We start from the raw sequence: 24165 nt of genomic DNA on the forward strand, positions 1-24165 counted from the left end.
CTTCAACAAAACTGGGCATGGCCCTGATCACAGACCTTCAGGCCGCACAGGACGGCATGCCGAACCTGGCTTGCACACCGGGTGAGTACAGAACGCTCGTCGGCTCGCCGAAGACCGGGATCTTCGCCGAAGCGACCAGGTCGTCGTCGCAGCACACGATCGTGGCGCGGCTCAGTTCCCACGGAGCGTGGTGGCTCGGCAGGTACGTGGTCCGGCCGAGCAAGGACGTGTGCAGGCCCCACCTGCCCGTCAGGAACTCCTCCAGCGGGCTCGGCCGGACGATCCGCTCCCCCGCCCGCACGGTGAACGTGCTCGTCGCATCCGGACGGTGAGGCCACCTGCGCCTGCAGGTGTAGGTGACCTCGTCGCCGTCGCGGCGCACCACCATGTCCGACAGCATGTACGGCAGTCCCGCGAGAGCTCGTGCGCCCAGCACGAACGGCAGGTTCGAGGCGTCCATGGAGAGGAACACGACGCCACGCCGTCCCCGCCGGTCGACCGTGTAGAGCCGGACGTTGGTCTCCGGGAAACTCCAGCGGCCGGCCAGCGCGGGCCAGCCCAGCGGGCACAGGCGGAAGGCGACCAGCCCGACGAACGTGTCGCCGCCGACCACGTCCGGTCTCGTCCCCGCGGGCAGCAGATGTTCCACCGCCGCAGGGGAAACCCGCCAGTGCAGGAACGTCACGTCGCTCCACCACTGCGTCAACACCGAACGGTCGATGCGCCGCGGTGAGCCGAAGGTCATGTGCCAGATTGAAGCGCGGCACAGCTGAGAGTCCGCGCCGGATTCCTCAAGCGAGCAACTGTTCCGGTCAGCGGCGTCCCGCGGACAGGACGACGAGGAACTGGCCGCCACCCGGCTCGACACCGGCGGTCACCGGCAGCCCCGGCACCAGCCGGGAGAACCGGTCCACCAGCCACTCCGCCACCTCGTGAGCGTCCTTTTCGGTCGGACAGCGGCCCACCATCTCACGGCCCCCCTTGCGTTCCAGCCGCCCGGCCACGGTGATCAGCGGCGCGGGTTCGGCCACGTGCAGGTGGTCCGGCCAGGCGATGACGACCTTGACCGCGCCCTTGCGGCTGTTGCACCCGCGGTGCGCGAGCCGTTCGGCGATCTTGGCCTTGCGGTCGGCCGTCCTGCTGTCGACGCTGGGCCCTCGCCCGTCGTTCACCGACATGCCGGGGTCGACCGGTTCGTCGCAGACCCAGCACCGCCAGTTGTCGCGCTCGGCCACGTCATCGAGTTGACTCACCTGCGCAAACTAGCCTGCCCGTTCCTCACGACCACCCGGCGACCTGCGCTTTAAGTCAGTCACTTGACTTAAAGTCCTCCGATCTCCAAGCTGTGGGTGAGCGGCCGAACACGCGCTGCTGTGAGAGGAGGCGTCCGTTGACGCAGGTGGAAGAGCCGTTGCGGTACCCGATCCCCGCCGGGAACGCGTTGGATCCGCCCGAGGAGTGGGCGCGGCTGCGTGATCGGTGCCCGGTCGCGCACGTGACGCTGCCCAGCGGTGACGGTGCCACGCTGGTGACCCGCTACGACGACGTCAAGCAGGTGCTGTCCGACCCTCGGTTCACCAGGACGGGGCCGGGCCGGGGCGCCAGGGTCTCCGCCGAGGACGGCGGGGTGTTCGACAGCGAGATGGCGTCGGTGCTGCCGCAGCACGGCCCGGAGCACCTGCGCTGGCGGCGGATGATCGGCAGGTGGTTCACCGCCAAGCGGATGAACGCCCTGCGGCCCGGCATCGAGGCGATGGCCGAGCGGCTGGTCGACGACATGGTCGCGAAGGGCGGACCAGCCGATCTGAAGGCGGGTCTGGGTTTCCCGCTGCCGGTCTGGGTGATCTGCGACATGCTCGGGGTTCCGGACGCCGACCGCGACAGGTTCGCGCACTGGTCGGACATGTTGCTCAGCATGACCCGCTTCTCCCAGGAGGAGATGGCGGCGGCGCACGCCGAGTTCGGTGCCTACATGGCGGCGCACATCGCGGCCAAGCGGGCGGAACCCGGCGACGACGTCCTCAGCGCGCTCATCGCGGAGACCGACGCCGACGGCGACCCGCTCTCCGACGTCGTCCTCATCTCGACGGGCATCGGGCTGCTGGTGGCGGGGCACGAGACCACCGCCAACATGATCGCCAAGATGGTCGCGATGCTGCTCGCCGACCGGAGTCGCTGGGAGCGGCTGCTGGAGGACCGGTCGCTGGTGCGCACCGCCGTCGAGGAGGCGTTGCGGATGGACGCCAACTCCGGGTTCGGCATGGTGCGGTACTTCGACGAGGACGTCGAGATCGCCGGCACGGTCCTGCCCGCCGGGACGACGGCGGTGTGCAGCATGGCCGCGGCCAACCGGGACGAGAGCGCCTTCGCCGACGCCTCGCAGATGGACCTGCGCCGCAGCCCGAACCCGCACCTGGCCTTCGGCGCCGGCGCGCACGCGTGCATCGGGCAACCGCTGGCGCGCACCGAACTGCAGGCCGTGCTCGACGTCCTGCTGCGCAGGCTGCCCACCCTCGAGCTCGCCATCGGCGCCGACGACCTGCGCCGGGTGGAGGGGCTGGTCGTCGGCGGGCTCACGGAGCTGCCGGTGAGGTGGTGACCCGTGACGAGTGAGGCCACCAGGACCGGGCGGGCGCAGCCGACCAGGGAACTGATCCTGACGGCGGCAGAACGGCTGTTCGCCGAGCACGGCGTCCTCGCGGTGTCCAACAGGCAGATCAGCGAGGCCGCCGGGCAGGGGAACAACACCGCGGTGAGCTACCACTTCGGCACCAAGGCCGACCTGGTGCGAGCGATCGCGCGCAAGCACTCCACGTCGATCGAGGAGATCCGGCGGCACAGGGTGACCGAGGCCGGCGACAGCTCGAACGTGCGGGACTGGATCGCCTGCCTGGTAAGCCCGGTGGCCGAGCACCTCGAGGCGGTGGGCAGCCCGACGTGGTTCGCCCGGTTCGGCGCGCAGGTGATGACCGACCCCACCTTCCGGCCGATCATGATCGACGAGTCGCTGTCGTCGCCGTCGCTGATGCGCATCCTCGAGTCGCTCAACCGGTGCCTGCCCGACATGCCGCCGCAGGTCAGGGCCGAACGCGCCGACATGGCGCGCCAGCTGATCGTGCACGTGTTCGGCGAGCGCGAACGCTCCCTCGCCGAAGACACCACCACACCCCGGCACACGTGGAACTCCGCGGCGGCCGGACTGATCGACGCGCTCGCCGGGATGTGGCTCGCCCCCATCTCCCCCACCGGGCAACGAGAGAAGAAGGAACGATGAAGGTAATCGTTGACCAGGAGAAGTGTTGCGGCGCAGGCACGTGCGTGCTGCTCGCACCGGACGTGTTCGACCAGCGCGACGAGGACGGGATCGTCGTCCTGCTCGACGAGGCGCCACCCGCGGAACTGGCGGACGTCGTGCGCGAGGCCGCCAGTGTGTGTCCCGGCGTCGCGATCACGGTGAACGAGTGAGCGCTCCGGACGGCGTGCTCGTCGTCGGGGCTTCCGCGGCTGGTCTCGCCGCCGTGGAAGCGCTGCGGCGCAAGGAGTACCGCGGTCCGATCACCGTGCTCGGCGCCGAGCGGCACCTGCCGTACGACCGGCCGCCGTTGTCCAAGCAGGTCCTCGCCGGCACCTGGCCTCCCGACCGGGCGCGACTGCGGCCTCCCGAGGTCTTGTCCACTTTGGACGCCGAGTTCGTGCTCGGCGACGCCGCCGTGGGCCTGGACGTCCCGGCGCGGACCGTCCGCACGGCTTCCGGCCGCGAGTTCACCGCGGAAGCCGTCGTCGTGGCGACCGGGTCGCGGGCGCGCACCCTGCCGGGCCAGGACGGCCTCGCCGGAGTCCACGTGCTCCGCACGCTCGACGACGCCCTGGCCCTGCGCGAGGACCTGCTGGCCGGCTCGCGGGTCGTGGTCGTCGGCGACGGGGTGCTGGGCACCGAGATCGCCGCCACCGCGCGGATGATGGGACTCGCCGTCACGATCGCCGGACCGCAGCGGGCACCCCTGGCCTACCAGTTCGGCGCGCTACCGGCACAACTGCTGGCGGGCCTCCACACCTCGAACGGCGTCGAACTGCGGCTCGGCGCCGGTGTCACCGGCCTGTCCTCGCACGAGGGCAGGGTGACCGGCGTGTGCCTGGAGACCGGCGAGGTGCTGCCGGCGGACGTCGTCGTGGTGGCGTTCGGAGCCGCTCCCGCCGCGGACTGGCTGGCGGGCAGCGGAGTGCCGCGCGACAACGGGATCGTGTGCGACTCGCGCTGCCGGGCGGCGGAGGGGATCTACGCCGCCGGCGACGTGGCCCGGTGGCACCACGAAACGCTGGACGTCCTGCTGCGCCTGGAAAATCGCACCAACGCGACCGAGCAAGGCATAGCGGTGGCCGGCGCGATCCTCGGCGAGGACAGGCCGTACACGCCGGTGCCCTACTTCTGGACCGACCAGTTCGACGTCAAGATCCAGGTGCACGGCGTGCTCGGCGCCGACGCCGACGTGACCGTTGTGGACGGTGACCCGGCGGAGCACCGCTTCGTCGCGACGTACCGCCGCGACGGCGTCGTCACCGGCGTGCTCGGCTGGAACATGGCCAAACAAGCCCGTCTGCTGCGGCAGGAGATCGGGAAATCGGTACTCGTGGGAGGAAAGTCGTGACGGGCACCATGAAGACGTTTCCGGGGGTGCGGGCGGAGAAGTGCCCGTTCGACCCGCCTCCGGCCATCCAGTCGTTGCAGCAGGAGGCACCGCTGACGCGGGTCCGGCTGCGCAACGGCACCGAGGTGTGGCTGGTGACCAGGTACGCGGAGCAGAAGGCGCTCCTGGCCGACGCCCGGCTCAGCTCGGACGCCACCCGGCCGGGCTACCCGATCGAGGTCGACGTCTCGGCGGACGGGGGCACCCCCATCAGCTTCATCCTCATGGACGACCCCGAGCACGCCCGGCTCCGCCGGATGGTGACCTCGTCGTTCACGATCAAGCGGATCGAGGCGATGAGGCCGGGCGTGCAGCAGGTCGTCGACGACCTCCTCGACGACCTGCTGACCGGCCCCAAACCCGTGGACCTGGTGCAGGCGTTCGCGCTCCCGATGCCGTCACTGGTGATCTGCAGGCTGCTCGGCGTGCCGTACGACGACCACGAGTCGTTCCAGGAGAACAGCAAGGTCCTCATCAACCGCGACGCCACCGGGGACGAGCGGCGCGCCGCGGGCGGCAGGCTCTTCCAGTACCTGGACGGCCTCGTCGGCGAGAAGGTCGAGAACCCCGGCGACGACCTCCTGTCCAGCCTGGTCGAGCGGATCGAGAAGGCCGAGCTGACCCGCCCGGAAGCGGTGCAGATGGGCGTGCTCATGCTGCTCGCCGGACACGAGACCACCGCGAACATGATCGCCCTCGGCACCCTGGCGCTACTGGAGAACCCGGATCAGCTGGCGAGGCTCCGCGAGTCGGACGACCCCGCGTTCGTGTCGTCCGCCGTCGAGGAGTTGTTGCGCTACCTGCACATCACGCACAACGGCCGCCGCAGGGTCGCGCTGCAGGACGTCGAGATCGCCGGCGAGACCATCCGCGCGGGCGAGGGCGTCATCATGGCCGGCGACGTCGGCAACCGCGACCCGTCGGTGTTCCCGGACCCCGACCGGCTCGACCTCGGCCGCAATCCCCGGCAACACGTCGCGTTCGGCTTCGGCGTGCACCAGTGCCTCGGCCAGCCGCTGGCCCGGATGGAGCTGCAGGTCGTGTACAGCACGCTGTACCGGCGGATCCCGACGCTGCGGCTGGCCACCGAGTTGGAGAAGATCCCGTTCAAACACGACGGCTCGGTGTACGGCGTCTACGAGCTTCCCGTGACCTGGTGACGGTGGCACGAGCCCGTCAAGCGACGGTGAGGAGCACGCGGCCGCGGCCACCGGCGTCGACCCGGTCGTGGGCCGCCGCGATCTCGTTGAGCGGGAACGACTTCCCGACCTCCACCCGCAGCGCACCCACGGCGGCAGCGGCGGTGAGGTCCCGTGCGGCGGCTCGTTTCGCGGCCGCCGGGAAGTCGTCGCCGCCGAACAGCCGCACGGTGACGTTGTTGAACAGCAAGGGCCAGAACGGCAGTTCCGTGCGGTCGGCCCGCGTGCCGTAGGCGGCGATGATCCCGTCGTTCGCGACGACGGCGACGTCCAGATCGGCGTTGTCGGACAACGAGACCTCGACGATCCGGTGCACCCCGTCCGGCGCGTTCGCGCGGATCTCCTCGGCAGCGGCCGGGTTGTCGAGCGCTACCGCGTGTGCGACGACCGCGGGGTCCACCAGGTCGAGGTCGCTGGTCTTCCTCACCGTTCCCGGGACCGTGGCGCCTCCCCATCGTGCGAGCTGCGCGGCGAGTGAACCGACGCCGCCGAGGACGCCCTGCACCAGCACGGTCCGCCCGTCGACCGGGCCGTCGGCGAACACCGTGCGGTGGGCCGTGATGCCGGGGATGCCCAGGCTCGCCGCCAGCTCGTCGGTCACGTGGTCCGGCAACGGCACGGCCAGGTGTCCGGGCACCACCACGTACTGCGCGGCCGTGCCGAACGCCCGGTACGACTGCGCGCCGTGGACCCACACCCGCCGGCCCACCCGGCCGGTGTCGACTCCGTCGCCGACGGCGTCCACCACGCCGGCGGCGTCGCTGTGCGGGACGACCCGCGGGAACGGCATGGAGGAACCCAGCCAGCCACGCCGCTTCTTCGTGTCGCCGGGGTTCACCCCGGACAGCCGCACCTCGACCCGCACCTCACCGGGACCGGGCCGCGGGTCGGGCAGTTCACCGAATTGCAGGACCTCGGTGGCGGAGCCCTGCCGGTCGTACCAGGACGCGAACATGGTTTCTCCTCGGAGCGGTCTCGGTCCTTTTCAGACGGTCGGACCGGTCAGGCGCCCTCCACTCTGCCAGGTCCAGCCGTTGCCCTGGGCGGCGTCCGGGGCGGTGGCCGCTGCCGTGCCGTCCACCTGCTCGGCCACCTCGACCGCGTTCTCCCCGTGAGCGGCGGCGACGGTGACCTGGTGTCCCGCAGCGTGGCGGCCCCGGCGAGCCCGGATCCGACGGTGTCCGCACCGATGATCGCGACTCACAGGACAGCCTCCAGTTAGTTCAAATTTGAACTTTCTGTCGCCGACAGTAGGAGCGAATGGTTCAAGCGTCAAGTAAATTGGGGACGTGACCCCGAAGGACCCGCGCTGGCTAACGGCGGAGCAGCGGCTGGCCTGGCTCGACATGGTGCGCGTGCTGACGCGGCTGCCCGCGACGCTCGACGCCCAGCTGGAACGCGACGCCGGGCTGTCGTTCTTCGAGTACCACGTGCTGTCGATGTTGTCCGAGGTCCCCGGCCACACCCTGCGCCTGAGCCGGCTCGCGCAGCTCACCAGTTCGTCGCTGTCACGCCTGTCGAACGTCGTGAAGCGCCTCGAAGGCCGTGGCCTGCTGCGCCGCGAGCCCGATCCCGCCGACGGCCGGGCCAGCCGCGCTGTCCTCACCGACGCGGGCACGGCCGCTGTCGAACGGGCCGCGCCGGGTCACGTCACCGCGGTCCGCGAACTGGTCGTGGACCCGTTGGACGCGGTACAGCTGAGCCAGCTGCACGCCGCCCACGAACGCATCCTCGACCGGCTCGACCCCGCCTCCTCCAGCCGGCCGGAGTGGCTGGAGACCTGACCCGCGGTTCAGCGCGCCCGTTCCTGCCACTGGACCAGCAGGCTGAGCGCCCTCGCGACGACCGGCGAGTCGTCGCCGGCCCGCACGCCCGCCACGAGGTCGATGCCCCGGTTCCCCGCCAGCGGCCGATAGGTAGTACCGGGCACGCCGAGCTCTGCCACCGGTTCCGGGACCACGGCCACGCCGAGTCCGGCGGCCACGAAGGTGACCAAGGTCGAGGTTTCCGCCACCTCGTGACGGATTCGCGGCTCGAACCCGGCCGAGCGGCACAGCTCCGTGACGATCCCGTGCATGACGGAACGGCCGCGTGACGCGTGCACGATCAGGTCCTCCTCGCGCAGGTCCGCCATCTTCAGCCGCTTGCGCCGGGCGAGCCGGTGGTCCTCGGGCAACGCCACGATGAGCCGGTCGCGGCGCACGGCGCTCACCCGCACCGCCGGGTCCTCGACCGGCGGGCGCAGCAGGGCGAGGTCGATGCGGCGGGCGAGCAGGGACTCGAGCTGGTCCGGTGCCAGCATCTCGCCCCGGAACACGAAGTCGACGGCCGGCAGCTCTTCGCGCAGAGCACGGGCGAACGCGGGCAGCAGGCTGTAGGTGGCCGAGCCGACGCATCCCACGACCAGCCGGCCCTGCAGCCCGTCGGCCACCCGTCGCGCCTCCGCCCCGGCGTCGTCGACGGCGGCCAGCACGGCGCGGGCGCGTTCGAGGTAGACCGCCCCGGCGTCGGTCAGGTCGACCTTGCGGGTGGTGCGGTGCAGCAACGTCACCCCGAGCTCGGCCTCCAGCTGCTGGATCTGCTGGGAGAGCGGCGGTTGCGCCATGTGCAGGCGCGCGGCGGCGCGGCCGAAGTGCCGTTCCTCGGCGACCGCGACGAAGTAGCGCAGGTGACGAAGTTCCACCCTGTTGATACTCCCAGAGTCTCAGTCATCGCCAAATCAGTATTTCTACATATGACCGAACCGCACTAGCGTCGAGGACATGACCGACGTCGTGATCTGCGAACCCCTCCGCACCCCGGTCGGAAGGTTCGGCGGTGCGCTCGCCTCCCTGAGCGCCGCCGACCTCGCCACCACCGTGCTCAAGGAGCTGGTGCGGCGCACGGGCCTGCGGGAGGGTGATGTCGACGACGTGGTGCTCGGCCAGAGCTACCCGAACGGCGAGTCGCCGGCCATCGGCCGGATCGCGGCCCTGGACGCGGGCCTCGGCACCGGCGTCCCCGGCCTCCAGATCGACCGCCGCTGCGGCTCAGGACTCCAAGCCGTGCTCTACGCGGCAGCACAGGTGGCGACCGGCGCGGCGAACGTCGTCGTGGCAGGCGGCGCCGAGTCGATGTCGCAGGTAGAGCACTACGCGCTGGGACTGCGCACCGGCGTCCGCAGCGGTGGCGTCCAACTGGTCGACCGCCTCGACCGGGCCAGGGAGACGGCCGGTGGCCGGTTCCACCCGGTGGCGGGCGGCATGCTCGAGACCGCGGAGAACCTCCGCCGCGAGTACGGCATCTCGCGCACCGAACAGGACGAGTTCGCGGTGCGCTCACAGCAGCGCTGGGGCGCCGCCTTCGAGGCGGGCCGTTTCGCCGACGAACTCGTGCCGGTGACCGTGCCCGGCCGCCGCGGCAAGCCCGACCTCGTCGTCGGCCGCGACGAACACGCCCGCCCGGACACGACGCTCGACGACCTCGCCGCGTTGCGGCCGGTCAGGCTGAAGCTCGACCCGGAGTCCACGGTCACCGCAGGCAACGCGAGCGGCCAGAACGACGGCGCCGCGCTGTGCGTGGTCACCACCCGCGCCGAAGCCGAGAAGCGCGGCCTGCGACCCGTGCTCGCCCTCAGGTCCTGGGCCGTGGCCGGAGTGGGGCCGGAGGTCATGGGCATCGGCCCGGTCCCAGCCACGGCCGCCGCGCTCGGCCGGGCCGGCCTCACCCTCGACGACATTGACGTGATCGAGCTCAACGAGGCGTTCGCCGCCCAGGTGCTCGCGTGCCTGCGCGAGTGGAAGCTCGACTCCGCCGACGAACGGCTCAACCCCAACGGTTCCGGTATCTCGCTCGGGCACCCCGTCGGCGCGACCGGAGCGCGGATCCTGGCGACGCTCGCGCACGAGATGGGCCGGCGCGGCAGCCGCTACGGGCTGGAGACGATGTGCATTGGCGGCGGTCAGGGGCTGGCCGCGGTCTTCGAGGCGGTGCGCTGATGGGCGCCGCGGTCTTCGAAGCGGTGCGCCGATGAGCGTCGCGGTTGTCGGGGCGATGCGCTGATGAGCGTCGCAGCTGTCGAGGCGGTGCTGATGAGCGCTGCGGTCTTTGGGGCGGTGCGCTGATGTTCCAAGGGAACGAAACCAATCGCCGAGGACGTCGTCCGGCGCTGGTTCACCACCGCGTACGAGGACCGCGCCCAGTGGGAGGCGATGGTGGGTCGTTACGCCCGCAGAGGGGCGACCAACGTGCCACGGCGGCCGAGCTGCCGTGCGACCGGTCCCGGTACGAGCCGTCCCCGTACGACCCGTCGCGGTACGACTCGACTCCCGGCACGACTCGAAGCCGACGATCCTCGACAACCTCCCGGCCCCCGGCGAGCCGCTAGATCCACTGCTCCCCGCGCGATTCCTCCTAACGCAACGCGCGCCCCCCGGTTTTGGTTCCCGCTCTATCCACAGGCTATCCAATTCCGGAAACGCACAGTTCAGCCCACAACCAGCCTGTGGACAACTCACGATCATGCCAAGAAGGAGACCCACTCATGAGCCTGGACAAGGTGGTCGGCGGACCGGCCGAAGCCGTGGCCGGCATCCGGTCCGGCGCGAGTGTCGCGGTCGGCGGCTTCGGGCTCGCGGGCATTCCGTGGTTCCTCATCGAGGCGTTGCTGGAGCAGGGGGCGGACGATCTCACGATCGTGTCCAACAACTGCGGCGTGGACGGTGCCGGGCTTGGGCTGTTGCTCGAGCACCGCCGCATCAGCCGGGTCGTGGCGTCCTACGTCGGTGAGAACAAGGAGTTCGCCCGCCAGTACCTGGGCGGTGAGTTGACGGTGGAGCTCACTCCACAAGGGACGCTCGCCGAACGGCTGCGAGCCGGGGGGTCCGGGATCGGCGCCTTCTACACGCCGACTGGCGTCGGCACCCTTGTGTCCGAAGGTGGTCTGCCCTGGCGCTACCACCCGGACGGCACCGTCGCGCTCGCCTCTCCGCCCAAGGAGGTGCGCGCGTTCCACGGCAAGGAGATGGCGCTGGAGGAGTCGATCGTGACCGACGTGGCGCTCGTGCGTGCCGCTGTTGCCGACCGGGCCGGGAACTGCGTCTTTCACGCTGCCGCTCGCAACTTCAACCCCGCCGCCGCGATGGCCGGGCGGTTCACCGTCGTCGAGGCCGAGGAAGTGGTCGAGGTCGGTGAGATCGATCCTGACCAGGTGCACCTGCCCGGTGTCTTCGTGCAGAACGTCGTCGCGCTCACCCCGGAGCAGGCGACCCGCAAGGACATCGAGAAGCGCACCACCCGCGCCCGCCAGGAGGAGAACTGACATGGCCTGGACCCGCGACCAGATGGCCGCACGTGCCGCGCTCGAACTGCGCGACGGCGAGTACGTCAACCTCGGCATCGGCCTGCCCACGCTCATCCCCGACCACCTGCCGGCGGACTCGGCGGTGACGTTGCACGCGGAGAACGGCATCCTCGGTGTCGGGCCGTTCCCCTACGACGACGAGGTCGACCCCGATCTGATCAACGCGGGCAAGCAGACCGTCAGCGTGGTGCCGGGGGCGTCGTTCTTCGACTCCCCCACCAGCTTCGCGATGATCCGCGGCGGCCACATCGACACCGCGGTGCTCGGCGGCATGCAGGTGTCCGCGCACGGCGACCTCGCCAACTGGATGGTGCCCGGCGCGATGGTCAAGGGCATGGGCGGGGCGATGGACCTCGTCAGCGGCGCCCGCCGGGTGATCGTGCTGATGGAACACGTGTCGCGCGCCGGTGAGCCGAAGCTGGTCGGCACGTGCACCCTGCCGCTCACCGGACGTGGGGTCGTCTCCCGCGTCATCACCGACCTGGCCGTGCTCGACGTCGCCGACGGCGCGTTCCGCCTGGTCGAGCTCGCGCCCGGCAGCACGGTCGAGGGCGTGGTGGCGAGCACGGGGGCACCGGTGCTCGCCGGAGAGTTCAGCGTCAGCTGATCGCAGACCGGCGCGCGGTGAGGCCCCAGGTGGCGTACGGCAGCGTGACGGTGCCGCCCATCCCGTCGACCGCGGCTCCCAGGGCGGCCACCACCTCGGCCAGCCGCTCCGGTGGCAGGGTGGTGAGACCGCCGGAGGTCGGCACCAGGTCCAGCAGCTCTTCGCGGCTGTACGTGCGTTGCCAGTCGTGGCGCCACAACTCGAGCTCGTCGAACCCTCCGGCCTCGCGGATGCCGTCGGCGGCCCGCGCGTACAGGCCCCGATAGGCGTCCAGGACCGGCACCTCCGGCCGGCCGGCGAAGCTCAGCGGCGAGTCCGGTGCCACCCGCCGGTACACCTCGTCGAGGGCCTCCGCCAGGGCGGACGGGAGCTGGTACACGTGCCCGAACGGCGCCAGCACGCCTCCCGGCCGCAGGACGCGTGCCGCCTTGGCCGCGCCCGCGACCGGATCGACCCAGTGCCAGGCCGTGCCGGAGACGACCGCGTCGAAGGTGCGGCCCGCGGGCTCCCACTCCTCGAACGTCGCCACCTCGACCTCGAGGCCGGTGCGTCGCGCGAAGTCGGCCATCCGCCGGTCGGGCTCGACACCGAGCACCGCGCGGCCGGCGGCCCGGAACTGGCGGGCCTCGATGCCGGTCCCGCAGCCCACGTCGAGGAAGCCGGGGCCGGGGCTCGCGGAGACGATCCGCTCGATCATCGCCTCGGGATATTCGGCCCGGGTTCGGTCGTAGCGTTCGGGATCGACCCCGAACGACTCCGCGACGCGACGGTGCCGATGCGGTTCCGGTGCAGGTGACGACGGTAGAGTGACCATGTGCCCATTCTAGTGGGCAAGCGCCCATTAGAGCGCCGCAGTTCGCTCTCAGCGAGAGAAGAGGAGGCGTGGTGCCGACTGGCGTTGCGTTGCGCGACCCGCGTCAGCAGCTGTTCGACGCCGCCGGCCGCGTCCTGGTCCGGGACGGGGCCAGCGAGCTGACCAGCCGGGCCGTCACCACCGAGGCGGGCGTCGCCAAGGGCGTTCTGCACCGGTACTTCGCCGACTTCGACGCCTTCCTCACCGAACTGGTGCTGGAGCGCATCGCGCAGGTCAAGATGCAGGCCGCCGCCCTCCGGGACGTGGCGGGCACCGGCACGGTCGCCGGGAACCTGACCAACGCCCTGATGACCGGCTTCGACCCGGTCGGGGTGGCCGTCGTGGTGCTCGTCATCGCACGGGACGAACTGCGCACGCGGCTGCGTGCGGCGGGCACCGCCCGGTTCCCGCTCGTCGGTGAGGTCACGGCCATGGTCGCCGAGTACCTGACGGCCGAGCGCGACCTCGGCCGGATCGCGGCCGACGCGGACGTCGACGTGCTCGCTCCCACGGTGATCGGCGCCGCGCACCTGCAGTTCACCGAGCACGAGGACGACCCCGCGAAGTCCGAGGCCGTGCGGAAGGTCGTGACCGCGGTCCTGGCCGGGGCCGTGCGCTGAGTGGACGGACGCCGGCGGGGGTACACGGGATCATGAGTGAGATCAGTGCGACGGACGTGCTGCTGGACGGGTTCGACCGGGTCCGGCAGGCGGTCACGCGACTACTCGAAGGCCTGTCCACCGACCAGCTCGCGCATCGGGTGAACGACTCGGCGAACTCGATCGCCTGGCTCGTCTGGCACCTGACCCGAGTGCAGGACGACCACGTCGCCGATCTGGCGGGCACCGGGCAGGTGTGGACCGACGGCGGCTGGTCCGAGCGGTTCGGCCTGCCGCTCCCCGCCGAGGACACCGGCTACGGCCACGACGCCGGACAGGTCGCCGCGGTGGTCGCGCCGGCGGACCTGCTGCTCGGGTACCACCAGGCCGTGCACGAGCGCACCGAGAAGTACCTGCGCGGCGTCGAGGCAGGAGATCTGTCCGTGGTGATCGACGAGTCGTGGGACCCGCCGGTCACCCGCGCGGTGCGACTGGTCAGCGTGCTCGAGGACGATCTCCAGCACGCCGGGCAGGCCGCCTTCGTGCGCGGACTGCTCGAATAGCTCACAAACCGCTGGCGCTCAACACTGTCAGCCGCAGATACAGCCTCGCGTGAGCGCGGAGACCGTGGTCGCCGTGCAGTACCGCGCACCGAGCGGGTCGTGCTCGCGCCACAGGTGGGGACACACGACGCAGGTCGCGTCGTTGTCGAGAGCGCTCACATCGTTGTCGAGGGCGGTGGTGACTGATTCAGGCATGCGGTTACTCCGATGATCGGCGCTGGAACGGAAGAGCGAGTTCGTCAGCGCGTACGCCTGGCCGGGGAGCCGTGCACCGGCACGATGACGGCCGGGCTTGCTGATTCGCCCAAGGCGGCACCAGCTCGAGCGCTGCTGCACGAAGAACCCTCGGTGGCCCCAACCGTACTCTGCCACCGGTGGAGCCCGCTCAGCGCCACGTCGGTGCCAGGTCCTCTTCCGCCTGGACGACCATCGACTCCAGCAGCGGGCCACCGAACGTGGTGACCATGGCGACGTCGGCCGCGTCCCGGCCACGGCCGATGACGACGCGGCCCTTGCGGGGCTCGTTGTTGCGCGGGTCGAAGGTCCACCAGCGGTCGCCCAGCCAGACCTCCATCCACGCCGCGAAGTCCATCTCCGCGTCACCGGGCGGCACGTCCAGGTCCGGCAGGTAGCCGAAGACGTACCGGGCGGGGATGTTGAGGGCGCGGCAGAACGAGATCGCCAGGTGCGTGAAGTCGCGGCACACACCGAAACCGGCCGCGTTGACGTCGGCCGCGGTGGACAGGGCGGTGGAGGTGCCGTAGCCGAAGCTCAGCGACTCGTGGACGTGCCGGCAGATCTCGCGCACCCGGCCGTAGCCCGGCGGATGGGCGCCGAACCGCGACCAGGCCTCGTCGCCGAGCACGTCGGACACGCAGTACCGGCTCGGCAGGGTGTACACCAGCACGTCGTCCGGCAGACCGTCGGGCAGCGTCTCCGGCACGGTCTCGTCCACGTCCTCCGTCCGGTCCGGCACGTCCACCCACGCGTTGTAGTGCACTGTGGACAGACCGGGGGGCAGCACGACGCGGGTGTTGCGGTTGCCGTACAGGTCGAGGTGGTGCCGCATGGGCACGTCCGGCTGGACGTCCAGGTGCTCCTGGCTCACCCGCACGTCCGCGTTCCACAGCGGCCGGACGAGGAACACCGCGGGTGTGGGCACCTCGGCGCGGTAGGTGAACGCGCAACCGACGCGGAGCAGCCGGGTGCCCCACGTCAGCTTTGCCGCGCCAGTGCCGTAATGGCGCGCGTTCAACGCACCCGCTCCGGTATGTGGTCCAGGGCCCGCAGCACGCGTGTCGCGAGGTCTCGTGCCGCCTTGCCGTCGATCTCGGCCTGGTCGGTCAGCACGTCCTGCACCATCTGGAGCCTGCGTTCGTACGCGGACGTGTAGGTCGGTGTGGTCATCGAACTCCTCGGAACGCTTGTTCGGGTATGCGGGTGTCGCCGGCTCGCACGGCGTCCACAGTGGACTCGCTCGCCGCGGCACCGCGGAGCAGGACCTCGACGGTGTCGGTGTTCTCGCGGTGGGCGGCGCGCATCATGGACCGGTGGGCGGCGGAAGGGTCGGTGTCCGGCGCAACGAGGAGCAGAGTCAGGCGGCGCCGGTCTCCCGCGACGACGTCCACGGTGTGCGCGGGCCTGGACCAGAACCCGCCGAGCCGCACCCGGACGCCGCTCACGGCGATCTGGCGTGGCGCGGTGTCCCACTCGGTCAGGTTGTAGCTCACCCGCGGGATGTCGCCCAGCCGAACTGCCAGCACCGCCAGCAGCGCGGGCAGTTCGGCGGCGAGGTCCCGGGAACGTGGCCACCAAGCACCGTCGACATGCCCCGTGGAGAGCGCATTCGGCCGCAGCCGCAATCGCAGCGGAGTCCGGAGCTGCTCGGTGGCCGTGACGGCCTGAGGGGTCATGGAAAGGTGAGGAGCCGACGTCATGCCGGGACTCCCGTCTCCGGCCCGATGAGGACCGGTTCAGGTTTCACCGAGTGCGACGTGAGCTTGAGTGCTCAGGTGCGAGATGCTCTCAGCAGAATCGACACTACACCGTTTCCCGCATGATCGGCCGAAAAAGGACTTTCGTTTGCGAAAAATGACGATCCGCCATTCGCCGCGAAATCTCCCGGCAAAAAACGCGCAACATCAGGGTGCGTAGCGTTCCATGCACTCCGCGAGGTCCGACCACCCCATGGGGCTCGGGCCCGCCACGGGCGGCTGGCGGACGCCGGGGCGCGTCATGGACTCGGCCACGAGACCGGCCACCGCCTCCGGCGCCTGCACGATGGCCCCGGACAGGCGGCCGAGCACGATCAGCGGTTCAGCCGGATCGGTCTCGATCGACACGGCCCAGCCGTTCGTCGCGCTCCAGACGAGCATGACGTCACGATCCGGATGAGCGACCGCGCGGCAACCGAGCGCGATGTAGGCCGTGGCGGTGTCTGTGACCTCGAAGCTGGCGCCTTCACGCGGCACACCGAGGGCCTCGGCGACCTTCCACACGTACCGCTCGAGGGCCCCGGCCAGCAGGTGAGTGCCCTCCGACGTGGCGGCCGGCGCGACGTTCCGGCGGCGTGAGACTCGATCATCACTGATGGGCGCGGTCACTGCCATGCGACTCCGTGTTCCTCAGATCGCTGCGGACCCACAGCGGGCGGACTCACAGACCGCGGAGGTGACGAAGCGAGCGGACGAGCCGATCAACGACTCTGGGCCCCCACTGTAACCGCTCGGAACGGAGCGGAGCATTCTCCGGCGGCCGTTCCGGCGGGTGTCCTCGGTCTCCGTCGCCGGCGCACGGACGTTCGGCTCCGCGTGGCCGGCGTCGCCGCGGCGACGATGTGGACGTCCCGGCGCCCGTCGGCCGCAACGGAAAAGCAGTCGATTCTCGACAATGAACAGTGCTCTTTTTTGTCGTGAGTGACTTTTGTGCCGAGCCGTCGGCAAGCAATGGTGATTTCGCGTCGGGCGAACTGGTCGTGCCCGGCATGAACAGACGACGAGCCGCTCAGATCACCGACTTCACCGCGCCGCCGCCGACCCTGGTCGTCGCGCCGCTCACGTAGTCCGCGTACGGGTTCACGAGGTATGGCGACGGCGCCGGCGACCTCCTCCGCGCGGCCGCGCCCGGTGAGACCACGTTGGAGGTCACGCCGGTCTCCTCGAGCCCCCGCGCCAGCGAGACGGCGAGGTTGTGCCGGGCGGCCAGGGTGGCGCTGCAGTGGGGCTGGACGGCGATCGGCTGGGAGCCGAGGCCGCCGCCGATCTGGACGACCCTGCCCAGCCGCGGGCGCGCATGCCGGGGACGAAGCGCTGGATCGTCCGCACCGCGGACAGCACGGTGGTCTCGTAGATCTCCCGCCACACGTCCGGGGTCGCGTCCTGCCAGCCGACGTGGCCGTAGACGCCGGCGTTGTTGACCAGCACGTCGATCTCACCGGCGGCCGGGGTCAGCGCGATGCCGGTGAACCGCTACTTCGGGTCCAAGCCCACCTGTACGACGTCGTGCCCGAGACCCGCGGCACGGAGCGCGCCGCGGTCGCGCTGGCCCTGATCGCGGGATTCTGGTTGCTGCGCAAGGTGATCGGCAGCACCACGTCGAACGAGACCGACGAGGAGACTCTCGCCGTCACCCTGCGGCAGCTCTTCGAGCTCCTGCTGCCCTGACGCCCCCTCGCGGGGGTGCGCAGGGCGCTCGTGGCTACACCCGCTCGGACTCGACCGTCGTCACGGTCTGGCCGGCGGGCTCCTCGCGGGTTTCCAGTGAGATCCCGCACTTGCCGACCAGCGCGGCACCGGCACCGATCGTCGTGACCACCGGGGCGGCGAACGCGGCGATCAACCCGAGGGCCACCGGCACCTCGAGCACCACCTCGTCCTTGCTGTCCCGCACGACGACGCGACGGTTGAAACCCTCGCTGACCAGCCCTCGCACGGCGTCGACCACCGAGTCGACGGAGGTCCGGGTGGACTCAGGCCTGGATTCGCTCATGATTCTCCTCGTACTGCGGATGTCCCTTGACGACTCCAAGAGTGCCCGCGGCCGCGAACCCTGCCATCAGGGTTTCCCCCTGACCTCCACCTGATCTATCCCCCGACGGCGATGAGGGTGAACTCGGCGCGCCCCGAACGCACTCCGTTGACCTGCAGCTCGACGGCGTGCTGACCGGGGTGGTAGCGGCGCGTGGTCAGCACGCGGAACGAGTGCGCGCGGCTGAGCTCGTACGTCTCGCCGGGTTCGACGGTCCTGGTGGTGAGCTTGAAGGTCTTGCCGGTGAGCGTGCCGTTGGCCTTGAGGTGGTGCACGACGTAGTCGATCACCAGCCGCGCGGGCTCCTGGCCGAGGTTGCGCACCGAGCCCGTGAACGACAGCGTCTCCCCGATCGCCACGGTGCCGGAGGTGAGCAACGGGCCGGTCACGTCCAGGTGCGCGGAGGTGAACCCCAGCAGCGCCAGCGCGCCGGGGTGGCCTTGCTTGACGAGCGTGCGCAGACCGTGGCGCACAACGCGTTCGGTGTTGTCGTCGGGCGCGGCCATCCACTCGCTCGCGGTCGCGACGGCGAGTTCCGGGTCCCGGCGGCTGATGTCGTTGAGGTGGTTGGCGACCGACCGCCGCACGTACTCGCTCTCGTCGCGGTACAGCGCGTCGAGGACCGGCAGCGTGGCTTTGGGCTCGGCGAGGACGCCGGGCACGCGGACCGCCCACGGCAGCAGCGGGCGCGTTCCCTCCGAGGCGAGCCGGCGCACGTCCGCCGACTCCGAACGGGTCCACGGCACGATCGCGTCCAGCGCCCGCCCGAGGTCCTGGTTGAGCAGGGCGCGCAACGCGAACTCCGAGGTCAGCCGTGGCGTCAGCTCCGCCAGCAGCGCGAGCGCGTCGTCGAACGCCTCCACGCCGCCCTCACCGATCGCCTTGGCGGCGACGGCACTGGTGACCGGCCAGATCAGCCATCCGGTGAAGGACGGCGCCCCGGCGGCCGCGGCGCGCACGGTCCGCGCGAACGAGGCGTAGTCACCCGGCAGGTCGGCGAGCAGCGCGTCACGGATGAGGTCGCTGCGCTCCCTGAGCGCCAACGGTGTCAGGGCGGTTTCGGCCGCGCGCAGCCGAGGCAGGCGCGCTCGCGGCGACGCGGTACTCAGGGCGGCGGTGAGGGCACGAACGGTCTGGGCACCGATCAGCTCATCGGCAAAGGGCATGTCGTTCTCCGCCGGAGACTGGTCCGGAGTAGGGGGAAGCCAGGCAGGGCAACGCTTTCGCGCTGCGGCGGCCGGGAGTGGCGGGCATGGCCGGGATGCTACCGGCACGAACGCGGTGATGTGATCTTCGCCGGTTCGGTCTCCACGCCTTTCCGCAGGCGTGCACGACGAATCGCACAGGCTCTAACATTCCCTGTGAGCGCGTTGAGCGACCAGCGCCGCGAACTCGATTCCGGCGAGAGGACCGGCGCAATGGACGACTTGACGATGCCATCGAGCCAGGACGGCGCACCCACTGCCGGGGCAGATCGGCAGGACCCGGTGGAGCGACTCGACGACGCGACCGACGCGTTGACGATGCTGCGGGACGGTTTCTCCGGCGAGGAACCGCTCGACGACGTGCTGCAGCGGCTCAGCGAGACCGCCACGAGAGCGGTGCAGGACGCCGACGCGGTCACCGTCACCGTGAACCCCGAGGAGCCGAGAACCGCGGCCGCCAGTGACACCACGCTGATCGACATCGACGAGAAGCAGTACAGCTCCAACCGCGGTCCGTGCCTGGAGGCCGCCCGCACGCACCGGGCCGTGCGCGCCGTGGTCGGGGAGAACAGGGACAGCTGGCCCGAGTTCGACGCGGCCGCCGAACAGCACGGCGTGCGCGCCTACCTGTCCGTGCCGATCCTGCTCCCGGCCTCGGACCACAGCGACACCAAGCACGTCGGCTCGCTCAACATCTACAGCTACAAGGCCACGGCCTTCGACCCGTTCGACGAAGGCGTGATGCGGCTGTTCACCACCGCCGCCAGCGCCGCGATCGACAACGCCCACCGCTGGCAGCGCTCCCGCGACCACATCGCGCACCTCGAGACCGCGCTCGTCTCGCGTGCGGTCATCGACCAGGCCAAGGGCGTGCTCATGGCGGTGCACTCGTGCACCGCGGACGAGGCCTTCGCCATGCTCGTGCAGGACTCGCAGAAGCGGAACGTCAAGCTGCGTGAGGTCGCGCAGGGCCTGATAGACAGCGTCGCCCCGCACTGAGCCGGCCGCCGACGTTTGGCGGCCCCCCGCGCGGCAAACCCGTCCGCAATGACGGAGACGGAAGGGCCCGCACGCACGTGTTCGTCGCGTCCGGCGAACCTCGGACGCGTGCGGTTCGCCGCACCGTCACCGGCGTGACAGGCTTTTGACATGGGCACCGCCGGACACGACATCGACTCCGACCGACTGCGCGGGCTCGTGCACAACCTCGGCGTGGTGTTCTGGGCGGCCGACGCCCGGATCCGCGAGTTGACCTTCGTGTCGAACTACGTCGAGCAGTTGCTCGGCCATCCCGTCCGGCGCTGGCTCGAGGAGCCGGGGTTCTGGCGTTCGGTCGTGCACCCCGACGACCGCGAGAGGTCCGAGCGGGAACGGTGGCAGCGAGCGGCCGGCCACGACGACTACGACCTGAGCTACCGCGCGCTCACCACGAGGGGCGAAGTGGTGTGGCTGCACGAGAAGGTCCACGTGGAGCGGGACGAGGCGGGCGTGCCGCGCGTGCTCCAGGGCGTCGTCATCGACGTCACGGGCCAGCGCGTCGCCGCCGAGCGGGAGCGGTTCCTCGCCGTGCTCGACCGGGAGTCGCAGCGGCTCGACGACGCCGACGACCTCATGGCGCTCGCGACCCGGCTGCTCGGCGAGCACCTCGCCGTCGACCGGTGCGCGTACGCGAGGACGGAGGAGGACGAGAACCACTTCGTCATGAGCGGCGACCACGCCACCGGTCTGCCGCCGCTGCCGGGACGGTTCGCCATGCGCGCGTTCGGCGAGGGTGCGCTGCGCGCGATGCGGGCGGGCGAGCCGTGGGTGGTCGTGGACAGCGGTGACGACCCGCGGCTCGACGAGGACGACCTGGCCGCCTACGCGGTCACGGGCATCCGCGCGGTGATCTGCCTGCCCCTGCTGCGCGGCGGGCGGTTCGTCGCGGCCATGGCCGTGCACCAGGCACACCCGCGGCAGTGGACCCAGGACGAGATCGACCTCGTGTCCGTCGTGGTCAACCGCTGCTGGGAGTCGTTGCAGCGCGCGCACTCCGACCGCGCCCTGCGCGACAACGAGCAGCGCCTGCGTCTCCTGATCGAGCGGGCCGCCGACTGCATCTGGGTCCTCGACGGCGAACGACGGTTCGTCGAGGTCAACCCGGCTGCCTGCACGTTGCTGGGCTACCGGCGCGAGGAGCTGGTCGGGCGCCGCGCCGAGGAGCTGTTCGTGCTCGGCGGCGACGGCCCGGAACCGCCGCACGACCAGGAGCAGACCGGGGTCTGGAACCTGCGCTGCGCCGACGGGTCGATCGTCGCGCTGGAGCTCAGCGTCCAGGTCACGCCGGGCGGGCTGCAGGCCATCGGGCGCGACGTGACCGAGCGGCAGCGCACCGAGGCCGAGCGCGAACTGCTGCTGCAGCGCGAACACGAGATCGCCACCACGTTGCAGCGCAGCCTGCTGCCCCGCGAACTCCCGGCGCTGGAGCGCCTCGCCACCTCCGCCCGCTACCTGCCCGCGTCGAGTCACGCGCAGATCGGCGGCGACTGGTACGAGGTGCTCCCGATCGCCGGCACGGTGGCCGGGATGTCGGTCGGCGACGTCGTCGGCTCCGGCCCGACGGCCGCGGCCGTGATGGGACAGCTCCGCAGCGCCCTGGCCGGTTTCCTGGTCGACGGGCACTCCCCCGCCGCCGCGCTGGAACGGCTCGACGCCTTCGCCTCCAGGGTGAACGGCGCCACCGGCAGCACCTGCGCGTGCATCACCTTCGACTGGGCGACCGGAAGGCTGTGCTGGGCCAGCGCGGGGCACCTCCCGCCGCTGGTGGCCGACCAGCGCGGGGCCCGGTTGCTCACGAACCACACCGGTGCGGTGCTGGGCACCCCGGGACGTGCGCGGTACGAGGAGCACAGCACGGTGCTCGCCCCCGGCGGGTCGATCGTGCTCTACACCGACGGACTCGTCGAACGCAGGGGTGTCGTCGTCGACGAGGGTCTCGACCGGCTGCTCACCGTCGTGGCGCAGGCGCAGCACCAGGCGCCCGCCGAACTGACCGGCACGATCGTCGGCGCGCTGCTCACGGACGGCCACAGCGACGACGTCGCGCTCGTCGTCGCCCGGCACCTGCCAGCGCCCCTGCGCGTGACGTCGCCCGCCGAGTCGCGCCAGCTCTCGGGCCTGCGGGGTGCCGTGACCGAGTGGGCGGCCGCGGCGGGGCTCTCCGACGACCTCGCCTACGACCTCGTGCTGGCCTACGGGGAGGCCGCCGCGAACGTCGTGGACCACGCCTATCCCGGCACCACGGGCACTTTCGACACCGAGATCGCGCACCGCGACGGGGCCGTGCACGTCACCGTGCGGGATCACGGCGCGTGGCGCCCGGAGCCCGAGGACCCGGGCCATCGCGGTCGCGGCCTCCAGATGATCCGGGCCATCGCCGGCGACGTCGAGCTCGACGCGGACAGCACGGGCACGACGGTCCGCTTCCGGTTGTCCGCCGCACCGGCCGACGCACCGCCGCCACCGCCCCTCGCCAAGCCGTCCGACGTGATCGGCCTCGACGTGCGGGAGACTCGCGACGGCACGCAGGTGCTCCACCTCACCGGCGACCTGGACACGCACACCTCCGGCGGCCTGCGCGCACCGCTGCTGGCCCACATCGGCGCCCGGCCGCACAGCCCGGCCGGCATCGACCTCACCCGCGTCGGCTACCTGAGCAGTTCCGGCGTCGCGCTGCTCCTCGAGGCCGCGGCAGGCGCGCGGCGAGCCGGGCGGACGATCAGCGTGACCTGCCTGTGCGGCAGCGCTCCGGACCGCATCCTCACGTTGTCGGGCCTGCGCGACGTCCTCGCGGTGAGCACCCGGCCAGGGGGGTTCACGTGACCGAGAAGGCCGAGGCCTGGAACGCCGCGTTCCGCCACATCGTCAACGGCGCCCACCTGTCGACGGCCGGCGATCTCGCCGCACTCCTGGACGGCGCCGCCGCCCAGGTCGGCATCACCGCGCAGTTGTACGTGGTCGACATGGGACAGCAGTGGTTGCGCTCGGTCCGTCCCGAGGGAGGACCACCACCGTTGCGGGTTCACGCCACCACGGCCGGACGCGCGTTCCAGCGAACCGACATCGTCGCCGCGGGCGGCTCGCCCCCGTCCCTGTGGTTGCCGGTGCTGAACGGCACCGAGCGGCTCGGCGTGGTCCAGGCGGTCCTGCACGGCGACAGGGACCCCGGCGACCCCGCGATCCGCGAGCACTGCTGGGAACTGGCCGGCCTGCTCGGGCATCTGGTCATGAGCAAGCTCCACTACAGCGACTTCCTGCACGTCCTGCGCCGCACCACGCCGTTCTCGGTGGCGTCCGAGCTGCTGTGGCAGCTGCTGCCACCGCAGACCTTCGCCTGCGACCAGCTGACGGTGACGGCGGTGATGGAGCCGTATCACTCCGTGGGCGGCGACGGCTACGACTACTCAGTCGACAACGGACGCGCGTACGTCTCGATCTTCGACGCGACGGGCCACGACGTACACGCGGGCCTCACCACCGCGGTGGCGCTGGCGGCGACCCGCAACGCCCGCCGCAACGGCCTCGGGCTCCTCGAAGCGGCCGAACTGGCCGACCAGGCCGTGCGGCAGCAGGCGGCCGAGGGCCTCAGGGCGCCGTTCGCGACGGCGGTGCTCGCCGACCTCGACCTCGCGACCGGGACGGTGCAGTACGTCGTCGCGGGGCATCCGCCGGCCCTGCTGTTGCGCGGCGGCAGGATGGTCAAGGCGCTGCGGAGCTCGATCCACGTGCCGCTCGGACTCGGCCACCTCGCCAGGACGCCGCGGCGGCTCGGGCGTGAACAACTCGAGCGCGGCGACCGGATCCTGTTGCACACCGACGGCGTCACCGAGGCACGCGACCCGCAGGGCGAGGAGTTCGGCGTGGAACGCCTGGTCGACCTCACCGAACGGCACGAGGCGGCCGGTCTGCCCGCCCCCGAGACGCTGCGCCGGGTGTCCCGCGCGGTGCTCGACCACCAGCACGGGAACTTGCAGGACGACGCCACCCTGCTCCTGCTCGAGTGGAGCAGGACCGCGGCCCGCAACGTGCTCCCCTGACCGCGCGATGCC

Annotated in this window: 29 protein-coding genes; 15 read left to right on the forward strand and 14 right to left on the reverse strand. The window is 71.2% G+C overall.

Annotated features, from left to right (window positions below; genetic code table 11):
• Nucleotides 1-37: 37 nt before the first annotated feature.
• Both LX88_RS23985 and LX88_RS23990 read right to left on the reverse strand, forming a co-directional pair.
• Nucleotides 38-745 (reverse strand): YqjF family protein, encoded by a 708-nt coding sequence (locus LX88_RS23985; RefSeq protein WP_258950055.1) that lies wholly within the window; start codon nucleotides 743-745, stop codon nucleotides 38-40.
• 67 nt (nucleotides 746-812) lie between these two features.
• On the reverse strand, nucleotides 813-1253 hold the full coding sequence (locus LX88_RS23990; protein ID WP_258950056.1) for a hypothetical protein: 441 nt from the start codon (nucleotides 1251-1253) through the stop codon (nucleotides 813-815).
• Nucleotides 1254-1390: 137 nt separating this feature from the next.
• Between LX88_RS23990 and LX88_RS23995 the strand changes: the two genes are divergently transcribed.
• From LX88_RS23995 to LX88_RS24015, 5 genes are read left to right on the forward strand one after another with little or no spacing between them, the layout of a single operon-like run.
• Nucleotides 1391-2599, forward strand: a complete 1209-nt coding sequence (locus LX88_RS23995) for a cytochrome P450 (RefSeq protein WP_307790899.1) — start codon at nucleotides 1391-1393, stop codon at nucleotides 2597-2599.
• 3 nt (nucleotides 2600-2602) lie between these two features.
• Nucleotides 2603-3274, forward strand: a complete 672-nt coding sequence (locus LX88_RS24000) for a TetR/AcrR family transcriptional regulator (RefSeq protein WP_258950057.1) — start codon at nucleotides 2603-2605, stop codon at nucleotides 3272-3274.
• The gene (locus LX88_RS24005) at nucleotides 3271-3465 is read left to right on the forward strand and encodes a ferredoxin (protein ID WP_258950058.1); all 195 of its coding nucleotides are present in this window, start codon (nucleotides 3271-3273) and stop codon (nucleotides 3463-3465) included. The genes LX88_RS24000 and LX88_RS24005 overlap by 4 nt, the downstream gene beginning before the upstream one ends.
• Nucleotides 3462-4646: an NAD(P)/FAD-dependent oxidoreductase gene (locus LX88_RS24010; RefSeq protein ID WP_258950059.1), complete on the forward strand. Its 1185-nt coding sequence runs from the start codon at nucleotides 3462-3464 to the stop codon at nucleotides 4644-4646. Before LX88_RS24005 ends, LX88_RS24010 begins: the two co-directional genes overlap by 4 nt.
• Nucleotides 4647-4654: 8 nt before the next feature.
• Nucleotides 4655-5845 (forward strand): cytochrome P450, encoded by a 1191-nt coding sequence (locus LX88_RS24015; RefSeq protein WP_258950168.1) that lies wholly within the window; start codon nucleotides 4655-4657, stop codon nucleotides 5843-5845.
• 16 nt (nucleotides 5846-5861) lie between these two features.
• Here the strand turns inward: LX88_RS24015 and LX88_RS24020 are convergent, their stop codons facing one another.
• The gene (locus LX88_RS24020) at nucleotides 5862-6839 is read right to left on the reverse strand and encodes an NADPH:quinone reductase (RefSeq protein WP_258950060.1); all 978 of its coding nucleotides are present in this window, start codon (nucleotides 6837-6839) and stop codon (nucleotides 5862-5864) included.
• Nucleotides 6840-7173: 334 nt separating this feature from the next.
• Between LX88_RS24020 and LX88_RS24025 the strand changes: the two genes are divergently transcribed.
• Complete coding sequence (locus tag LX88_RS24025) at nucleotides 7174-7668, forward strand: MarR family winged helix-turn-helix transcriptional regulator (protein WP_258950061.1); 495 nt, start codon at nucleotides 7174-7176, stop codon at nucleotides 7666-7668.
• Between the two features lie 8 nt (nucleotides 7669-7676).
• On the opposite strand, the gene LX88_RS24030 is transcribed toward LX88_RS24025, so the two are convergent.
• Nucleotides 7677-8567: a LysR substrate-binding domain-containing protein gene (locus LX88_RS24030; protein WP_258950062.1), complete on the reverse strand. Its 891-nt coding sequence runs from the start codon at nucleotides 8565-8567 to the stop codon at nucleotides 7677-7679.
• Between the two features lie 79 nt (nucleotides 8568-8646).
• Here LX88_RS24030 and LX88_RS24035 point away from each other — a divergent pair, with 79 nt between their 5' ends.
• The 3 genes from LX88_RS24035 (at nucleotide 8647) to LX88_RS24045 (ending at nucleotide 11832) form a co-directional block, all read left to right on the forward strand.
• Complete coding sequence (locus tag LX88_RS24035; RefSeq protein ID WP_258950063.1) at nucleotides 8647-9861, forward strand: acetyl-CoA C-acetyltransferase; 1215 nt, start codon at nucleotides 8647-8649, stop codon at nucleotides 9859-9861.
• A 545-nt stretch (nucleotides 9862-10406) separates the two neighbouring features.
• Nucleotides 10407-11183, forward strand: a complete 777-nt coding sequence (locus LX88_RS24040) for a CoA transferase subunit A (RefSeq protein WP_258950064.1) — start codon at nucleotides 10407-10409, stop codon at nucleotides 11181-11183.
• Between the two features lies 1 nt (nucleotide 11184).
• Complete coding sequence (locus LX88_RS24045) at nucleotides 11185-11832, forward strand: CoA transferase subunit B (protein WP_258950065.1); 648 nt, start codon at nucleotides 11185-11187, stop codon at nucleotides 11830-11832.
• Here LX88_RS24045 and LX88_RS24050 read toward each other — a convergent pair.
• Nucleotides 11825-12646, reverse strand: a complete 822-nt coding sequence (locus LX88_RS24050; RefSeq protein WP_258950066.1) for a class I SAM-dependent methyltransferase — start codon at nucleotides 12644-12646, stop codon at nucleotides 11825-11827. The genes LX88_RS24045 and LX88_RS24050 overlap by 8 nt on opposite strands.
• A 71-nt stretch (nucleotides 12647-12717) precedes the next feature.
• Here LX88_RS24050 and LX88_RS24055 point away from each other — a divergent pair, with 71 nt between their 5' ends.
• Together LX88_RS24055 and LX88_RS24060 are read left to right on the forward strand one after the other, a co-directional pair.
• Entirely contained in the window at nucleotides 12718-13305 is a 588-nt protein-coding gene (locus LX88_RS24055) for a TetR/AcrR family transcriptional regulator (protein WP_258950067.1), read from the forward strand.
• 41 nt (nucleotides 13306-13346) lie between these two features.
• Nucleotides 13347-13847 carry a mycothiol transferase gene (locus LX88_RS24060; protein WP_443674878.1) on the forward strand — a complete coding sequence of 167 codons (501 nt, stop codon included), beginning with the start codon at nucleotides 13347-13349 and terminating at the stop codon, nucleotides 13845-13847.
• Nucleotides 13848-13874: 27 nt separating this feature from the next.
• Here the strand turns inward: LX88_RS24060 and LX88_RS24065 are convergent, their stop codons facing one another.
• The 7 genes from LX88_RS24065 to LX88_RS24095 all read right to left on the reverse strand — a co-directional run bounded on the left by LX88_RS24065 (nucleotide 13875) and on the right by LX88_RS24095 (nucleotide 17269).
• Nucleotides 13875-14042 (reverse strand): RGCVC family protein, encoded by a 168-nt coding sequence (locus LX88_RS24065; protein ID WP_258950069.1) that lies wholly within the window; start codon nucleotides 14040-14042, stop codon nucleotides 13875-13877.
• Between the two features lie 190 nt (nucleotides 14043-14232).
• Complete coding sequence (locus LX88_RS24070) at nucleotides 14233-15102, reverse strand: transglutaminase-like domain-containing protein (protein ID WP_258950070.1); 870 nt, start codon at nucleotides 15100-15102, stop codon at nucleotides 14233-14235.
• A complete protein-coding gene (locus LX88_RS24075; RefSeq protein ID WP_258950071.1) occupies nucleotides 15099-15254 on the reverse strand; it encodes a DUF6307 family protein in 156 nt (51 codons plus the stop codon). The genes LX88_RS24070 and LX88_RS24075 overlap by 4 nt, the downstream gene beginning before the upstream one ends.
• Nucleotides 15251-15784, reverse strand: coding sequence for a DUF5994 family protein (locus tag LX88_RS24080; RefSeq protein ID WP_258950072.1), 534 nt, complete (start codon nucleotides 15782-15784; stop codon nucleotides 15251-15253). The genes LX88_RS24075 and LX88_RS24080 overlap by 4 nt, the downstream gene beginning before the upstream one ends.
• Nucleotides 15785-15988: 204 nt before the next feature.
• A complete protein-coding gene (locus LX88_RS24085) occupies nucleotides 15989-16456 on the reverse strand; it encodes a DUF6292 family protein (RefSeq protein WP_258950073.1) in 468 nt (155 codons plus the stop codon).
• 394 nt (nucleotides 16457-16850) lie between these two features.
• On the reverse strand, nucleotides 16851-16994 hold the full coding sequence (locus LX88_RS24090; protein ID WP_258950074.1) for a hypothetical protein: 144 nt from the start codon (nucleotides 16992-16994) through the stop codon (nucleotides 16851-16853).
• Nucleotides 16991-17269 carry a hypothetical protein gene (locus tag LX88_RS24095; protein WP_258950075.1) on the reverse strand — a complete coding sequence of 93 codons (279 nt, stop codon included), beginning with the start codon at nucleotides 17267-17269 and terminating at the stop codon, nucleotides 16991-16993. The genes LX88_RS24090 and LX88_RS24095 overlap by 4 nt, the downstream gene beginning before the upstream one ends.
• Between LX88_RS24095 and LX88_RS24100 the strand changes: the two genes are divergently transcribed.
• The gene (locus tag LX88_RS24100; protein ID WP_258950173.1) at nucleotides 17237-17509 is read left to right on the forward strand and encodes a hypothetical protein; all 273 of its coding nucleotides are present in this window, start codon (nucleotides 17237-17239) and stop codon (nucleotides 17507-17509) included. The two genes, LX88_RS24095 and LX88_RS24100, sit on opposite strands and share 33 nt — an antisense overlap.
• A gap of 34 nt (nucleotides 17510-17543) precedes the next feature.
• On the opposite strand, the gene LX88_RS24105 is transcribed toward LX88_RS24100, so the two are convergent.
• Both LX88_RS24105 and LX88_RS24110 read right to left on the reverse strand, forming a co-directional pair.
• Nucleotides 17544-17834, reverse strand: a complete 291-nt coding sequence (locus LX88_RS24105) for a DUF4342 domain-containing protein (RefSeq protein ID WP_258950076.1) — start codon at nucleotides 17832-17834, stop codon at nucleotides 17544-17546.
• A gap of 95 nt (nucleotides 17835-17929) precedes the next feature.
• Complete coding sequence (locus LX88_RS24110; RefSeq protein ID WP_258950077.1) at nucleotides 17930-19039, reverse strand: DNA alkylation repair protein; 1110 nt, start codon at nucleotides 19037-19039, stop codon at nucleotides 17930-17932.
• A 321-nt stretch (nucleotides 19040-19360) separates the two neighbouring features.
• Here LX88_RS24110 and LX88_RS24115 point away from each other — a divergent pair, with 321 nt between their 5' ends.
• From LX88_RS24115 to LX88_RS24125, 3 genes are all read left to right on the forward strand, one after another.
• On the forward strand, nucleotides 19361-20077 hold the full coding sequence (locus LX88_RS24115; protein ID WP_258950078.1) for an ANTAR domain-containing response regulator: 717 nt from the start codon (nucleotides 19361-19363) through the stop codon (nucleotides 20075-20077).
• Nucleotides 20078-20227: 150 nt separating this feature from the next.
• Nucleotides 20228-22939 (forward strand): SpoIIE family protein phosphatase, encoded by a 2712-nt coding sequence (locus tag LX88_RS24120; protein ID WP_258950079.1) that lies wholly within the window; start codon nucleotides 20228-20230, stop codon nucleotides 22937-22939.
• A complete protein-coding gene (locus LX88_RS24125; RefSeq protein ID WP_258950080.1) occupies nucleotides 22936-24153 on the forward strand; it encodes a PP2C family protein-serine/threonine phosphatase in 1218 nt (405 codons plus the stop codon). The genes LX88_RS24120 and LX88_RS24125 overlap by 4 nt, the downstream gene beginning before the upstream one ends.
• The last annotated feature ends 12 nt before the right edge of the window (nucleotides 24154-24165 follow it).

The sequence above is a fragment of the Lentzea californiensis genome (assembly GCF_024648825.1).
Taxonomy (GTDB): Bacteria; Actinomycetota; Actinomycetes; order Mycobacteriales; family Pseudonocardiaceae; genus Lentzea; species Lentzea californiensis.

Coding starts and splice junctions, on each gene's coding strand:
- LX88_RS24050 (WP_258950066.1), bottom strand. CDS start 12,646: ATGGTCACTCTACCGTCGTCACCTGCACCGGAACCGCATCGGCACCGT.
- LX88_RS24105 (WP_258950076.1), bottom strand. CDS start 17,834: ATGAGCGAATCCAGGCCTGAGTCCACCCGGACCTCCGTCGACTCGGTG.
- LX88_RS24120 (WP_258950079.1), top strand. CDS start 20,228: ATGGGCACCGCCGGACACGACATCGACTCCGACCGACTGCGCGGGCTC.
- LX88_RS24065 (WP_258950069.1), bottom strand. CDS start 14,042: ATGCCTGAATCAGTCACCACCGCCCTCGACAACGATGTGAGCGCTCTC.
- LX88_RS24080 (WP_258950072.1), bottom strand. CDS start 15,784: ATGACGTCGGCTCCTCACCTTTCCATGACCCCTCAGGCCGTCACGGCC.
- LX88_RS24085 (WP_258950073.1), bottom strand. CDS start 16,456: ATGGCAGTGACCGCGCCCATCAGTGATGATCGAGTCTCACGCCGCCGG.
- LX88_RS24035 (WP_258950063.1), top strand. CDS start 8,647: ATGACCGACGTCGTGATCTGCGAACCCCTCCGCACCCCGGTCGGAAGG.
- LX88_RS24020 (WP_258950060.1), bottom strand. CDS start 6,839: ATGTTCGCGTCCTGGTACGACCGGCAGGGCTCCGCCACCGAGGTCCTG.
- LX88_RS24045 (WP_258950065.1), top strand. CDS start 11,185: ATGGCCTGGACCCGCGACCAGATGGCCGCACGTGCCGCGCTCGAACTG.
- LX88_RS24015 (WP_258950168.1), top strand. CDS start 4,655: ATGAAGACGTTTCCGGGGGTGCGGGCGGAGAAGTGCCCGTTCGACCCG.
- LX88_RS24005 (WP_258950058.1), top strand. CDS start 3,271: ATGAAGGTAATCGTTGACCAGGAGAAGTGTTGCGGCGCAGGCACGTGC.
- LX88_RS24075 (WP_258950071.1), bottom strand. CDS start 15,254: ATGACCACACCGACCTACACGTCCGCGTACGAACGCAGGCTCCAGATG.
- LX88_RS24110 (WP_258950077.1), bottom strand. CDS start 19,039: ATGCCCTTTGCCGATGAGCTGATCGGTGCCCAGACCGTTCGTGCCCTC.
- LX88_RS23985 (WP_258950055.1), bottom strand. CDS start 745: ATGACCTTCGGCTCACCGCGGCGCATCGACCGTTCGGTGTTGACGCAG.
- LX88_RS24040 (WP_258950064.1), top strand. CDS start 10,407: ATGAGCCTGGACAAGGTGGTCGGCGGACCGGCCGAAGCCGTGGCCGGC.